The 4,985-nt window shown below is 50.6% G+C and carries 4 protein-coding genes; 3 read left to right on the top strand and 1 reads right to left on the bottom strand.

Features of this window, described 5'->3' with window-relative positions; all coding sequences use genetic code 11:
- The 3 genes from HOK28_24605 to HOK28_24595 all read left to right on the top strand — a co-directional run.
- The coding region (locus HOK28_24605) for an enoyl-CoA hydratase/isomerase family protein (GenBank protein ID MBT6436293.1) at positions 1–569 on the top strand (569 nt) is incomplete at its 5' end.
- Positions 566–2,542 (top strand): acetyl/propionyl/methylcrotonyl-CoA carboxylase subunit alpha, encoded by a 1,977-nt coding sequence (locus HOK28_24600; GenBank protein MBT6436292.1) that lies wholly within the window; start codon positions 566–568, stop codon positions 2,540–2,542. The genes HOK28_24605 and HOK28_24600, both read left to right, overlap by 4 nt.
- Positions 2,543–2,600: 58 nt before the next feature.
- A complete protein-coding gene (locus tag HOK28_24595) occupies positions 2,601–3,746 on the top strand; it encodes an acyl-CoA dehydrogenase (protein MBT6436291.1) in 1,146 nt (381 codons plus the stop codon).
- Here HOK28_24595 and HOK28_24590 read toward each other — a convergent pair.
- On the bottom strand, positions 3,743–4,985 hold a 1,243-nt coding region (locus HOK28_24590; protein ID MBT6436290.1), incomplete at its 5' end, for a DNA alkylation response protein. The two genes, HOK28_24595 and HOK28_24590, sit on opposite strands and share 4 nt — an antisense overlap.

The raw sequence follows: 4,985 nt of genomic DNA, 5'->3' as shown, positions 1-4,985 counted from the left end.
ATACCGACCCTTACTTCGACCTTAACAAGGTTTTCGGCGAAGCTATTCAGCGGGTTGAGCATTTGCCTCAAGTTGTGGTGGCGGTGCTTGAAGGTGCTGTCTTGGGAGGCGGCTTCGGTCTTGCGTCGGTGTGCGACATAGGCATGGTTCATCAAGAAGCAAAGCTTGGGATGCCGGAAACGACCCTCGGGTTAATTCCCGCTCAAATAGCTCCGTTTGTTGTTCGCAGAATAGGACTTACACAAACCCGGAGATTGGCATTACTGGGGACAAAAATTAGAGGCACTGAAGCTCTTGCACTGGGGCTAGCTCATCATTGTTTCAAGGATGAAGACGAACTCACCGGATTGCTGAACGAAACTCTTGCGAGCGTTAGAAAGTGTGCACCGGGGGCGAATGCAAAAACCAAAGCTTTGATCCTCGACGTTGGGGTAAAGCCCTTGGATGAAGTCCTAGAGGGTGCTGCTAAACTTTTTTCAGAAGCGGTGCAAGGTGCTGAAGGGTTTGAAGGAACCATGGCATTTATTGAGAAGCGGTCACCAAAATGGGCGCAGGAGACGAATGGATGAGTCGTTTTTCAAAGGTCTTAATCGCCAACCGTGGTGAGATTGCCTGCCGAGTTATAAAAACTGCACAGAATTTGGGCTATCGAACTGTGGCCGTCTACAGCGATGCGGATAAAGATGCTCGACATGTGAAAATGGCCGATGAGGCCGTATGCATTGGCGCCGCGCCGGTGAATGAATCCTATTTGAATCAGGATAAGATTTTCCACGCGCTGGAACTCTCTGGTGCAGATGCGCTTCACCCTGGTTACGGTTTTTTATCGGAGAATGAAGCATTCGCTAAAGCGTTGGAATCCAAAGACATCACCTTTATTGGACCTCCTGCTTCCGCCATTGCGCTCATGGGAAGTAAAAGAGAATCGAAGATAGCGATGCTGGCAGCAGGTGTTCCGTGCGTGCCCGGCTATCAGGGCAATGAGCAAGATCCCGAAGTTTTGGTTCAGGAGGCAGTCAAGGTCGGTCTGCCAGTCATGCTCAAAGCGTCCGCTGGTGGTGGTGGCCGCGGGATGCGACTTGTAGAGAAGGAAGAAGACCTACGCGAAGCAATTCAAACCGCTTGTTCCGAAGCACGCAACGCGTTTGGTTCTGACGAGATGATTATTGAGCGGGCGGTTATAGGACCTCGTCATATCGAGATACAAGTTTTCGCAGACAGCCACGGCCACTGTATTTCGTTGGGAGAACGAGACTGCTCAGTCCAAAGAAGACATCAAAAGGTTATTGAAGAGGCTCCGTCTCCAGCAGTGAATCTAGAATTACGTGCGAAGATGGGTGAGGCGGCTGTGCTCGCAGCCAAAGCATGCGATTATGTCGGTGCTGGAACCGTTGAATTTCTTCTCGATTCAAGCGGTGAGTTTTACTTTCTCGAAATGAATACTCGACTCCAGGTTGAACACCCTGTGACGGAAATGGTGACTGGCTTAGACTTGGTTGAATGGCAGCTTCGAGTTGCGGACGGTCAGGTTCTACCGTTGAAGCAGGATGAAGTTGTCTCAAGCGGGCATGCGATTGAGGTTCGGCTGTATGCGGAAGATCCCGCCAATGGATTTTTGCCACAAACCGGTAACCTCTTAAAATTTGACGTTCCCGAACTCGATGGATGCCGAGTTGATCACGGCGTGATCGCGGGGCAGCGGGTTACACCACACTATGACCCGATGCTTGCCAAGCTGATTGCCTGGGGCCACGACCGGGAGACTGCACGCCGACGCGCACTTCGCTTGGTTCAAGATGCTCAGATTCTAGGAATGACCACGAATCAGACGTTTCTATCGTCTGTTTTGGGATGTGAAACATTTGTCAAAGGTGAAGCAACGACTGGCCTTATTGCGGAATTCTTTCCAGATGGTGTGCGTTCGGAGATGGCAAAACTCTCTTCGGTACAATGGATTTTAGCAGCAGCGCTACTTAGGCTAAGTCGGTCAACGCAAAATGCCAACCGTTTACCGTTTGGGTTTCGAAACAGTATTGAGTTTCCCAATCACTGCCGGTTGTCGCTTGGGCAGACCGACGTTGATGCCGAGCTACAGCTTCAAACGAAGGGCGCTGAGGTTGAAGTAAGAGGTAAAGTTCAAGCTGAAGAGATCGAGTTGACGCTTTTGGACTGGGATGGCGAGCGTTGTACTTATTCGAGTTCCGGTGTGCAGCGGTCAACCGGATACCTCGCGACGCAAGCCGGGGTTTACCTGCAAGCGGGACCAGGCAGCGTACTTATCGAAGATACAACTCTACGGGCGCCGCAGCTGGCCGATGGTGTGGGCAGTGGTAAGCTTAAGGCTCCGATGGATGGTGCGCTTGTAACGATTAGCGTTAAAAAGGGCGACCAGGTAACACGGGGTCAAACAGTTGCAATCATCGAAGCGATGAAAATGGAGCATCCGCTTAAAGCTGATGTGGATGGTTTGGTTCAAGCCGTTCACGCGGAATTGGGTGCTCAAGTTAAAGGTAGGCAACTACTTGTTGAAATCGAAGTATAAGCGGTGAATGGCTCACCAGCACGTTTTGGCTAGAGTGCTCTAGTTCATGGGGAATACGATGCGACGTAGAATGTTTTCTGAAGATCATGATTTGTTTAGAGAAGCAGTTCGAACCTTTATGGAGCGTGAGGTTAAACCTCATCAAGAAGTTTGGAACGAAGAGGGGATTGTTGCCCGAGAGGCATGGCGAAAAGCCGGCGAAGCCGGGCTACTCTGTACCTGGTTGCCCGAAGAGTTTGGCGGCCCTGGCGGCGATTTTTTGCATGCATGCATCGTGATGGAAGAGCTTTCATATGCGTATGAAAGCGGTTTTGCGATAGCTCTGCATTCAGACATTGTGGTTCCCTATATTTTCGAATTTGGCACTGACGAACAAAAGAAGAAATGGTTGCCGGGTTGTGTGTCGGGGGAGGTTGTGACCGCGATTGCGATGACAGAGCCCGGAGCTGGCTCTGACTTGGCGGCGCTTTCAACAACCGCGCGCAAAGATGGCGATGACTATATCTTAAACGGGTCCAAGACATTCATCTCGAATGGTATTTTGTGCGACTTGTGTATTGTTGCAGCTAAAACGAACACAGATCCGGACCAAGCGCATCAGGGTATTTCCTTATTCTTAGTAGAGGCTGACCGGCCGGGTTTTATCAAAGGAAATCGTCTGAAGAAGATGGGCATGGCGTCCCAAGATACAGCGGAGCTATCGTTTCAGGATTGCCGTATACCTGCAGCCAACCTCTTGGGAGCTGAGGGCGGCGGGTTTATGATGCTGATGAAACAGCTGCAGCAAGAACGACTCGTCGTTGCGATTGGTGCTCAGGCAGCGGCCGAGGCGGTTTTGAAGGATACTGTTACCTATACACAGGAACGCAAAGCATTTGGTCGACCTATCTCGAAGATGCAGAATACTCGGTTTAAGTTGGCTGAGTGTGCAACTCAGGTAGAGGTGGGTAGAGCTTTTATCGATAGAGTGATCGAAGAGCACACAGCGGGAGAGTACTTAGTGAAGGAGTGCTCGATGGCTAAGTTGTGGCAGACAGAGATGCTTTCTGATGTAGTCGACACGTGTCTACAGTTCTTTGGTGGCTATGGTTACATGCTTGAATACCCTATAACGCGTGCCTATATGGATGCGAGAGTCCAACGAATTTACGCTGGAACCAACGAGATTATGAAGGTTATCATTTCGAAACAGATGGGGCTTTAGAGCTCAGGGTGTGCGCGCGTTAGAATAGCTGCTTGGTCCACTCCGGGATCGAGGGTTCCGAGAGAATATCCCCAATCACCTTCAAGTCGTGACCGACAAAATGCATGGTAGACCGGTGAGGGCGTGTGCTGCACAAGCAAGGATGCTTGAAATAAGAGTGCGAGCTTTTCGGTGATTCGCCGTGCTCGAGATTCTAGGTTGTTTTGGTCTCTGAGCTCCTTCTTAAACACGTCGAGACTTCGGTCGAGATATGGGTCTTGGCCGTTCGCTTTTTCGATTTCAGTTAAAAGTAGTTCCAGGCAAGCAGGTTCCTTATGAATGGTTCGGAGTACATCAAGGCAAATCACATTGCCCGAGCCTTCCCAGATGCCATTTAGCGGTGCTTCTCGGTAAAGACGAGGCATCACGGATTCTTCGACGTATCCAGCTCCTCCGTGGCACTCCATCGCTTCGGCAACGACCATGGGAACGCGTTTGTTACACCAGTATTTACCGACGGCAACCGCGAGGCGTGCAAGTGTCGCAGACTCTGAGTTGTCTTTAGATTCGTCGTATAGATTGGCAATACGAAAAACCATGGCGGTCATCGCCTCAGACTCGAGGGCGATATCGGCGAGCACATTTCGCATCAAAGGTTGATGGATGAGCAGTTTACCAAATGCTTTGCGATGCATGGTATGATGGAGTGCTTGCGTTAGGCTTTGACGAACGATGCCAGCGGCCGCTTGAGTGCAGTCTAGCCGGGTATGGTGCACCATTTCGATGATGGTTGATACGCCGCGTCCTTCTTCGCCAACGAGGACTGCAAAGGTTCGGTCGTATTCAATCTCACTTGACGCATTGGATTGGTTGCCTAGTTTGTCTTTAAGGCGCTGAATAAAGAAATTGTTGCGCGTACCGTCTGGACGAAACCGGGGGACCAAGAAGCAAGAGAGGCCTTTGCTGGTTTGGGCCAAGGTTAGAAACGCGTCAGACATGGGCGCGCTGCAAAACCACTTGTGTCCAGTAAGGTGCCAGCCAGGACCCCATTCAGTATCTTCTGTGGGAACAGCACGACTGGTATTGGACCGAACGTCGGAACCACCTTGTTTTTCAGTCATGGCCATTCCCATGGTCATGCTGTCTTTCTCAGAGATTGGAATACAACGAGGGTCGTAGCTATTGCTCAAAAGCTTTGGAAGAAATCGCTTGGCGAGTTCTGAGTTGTTTTGAAGTGCAGGCACTGCTGCGTAGGTCATT

The sequence above is a fragment of the Deltaproteobacteria bacterium genome (assembly GCA_018668695.1).
GTDB lineage: Bacteria > Myxococcota > XYA12-FULL-58-9 > XYA12-FULL-58-9 > JABJBS01 > JABJBS01.
Note: the sequence above shows the minus strand (reverse complement) of the source record. Positions and strands in the feature narration are given on the sequence as shown.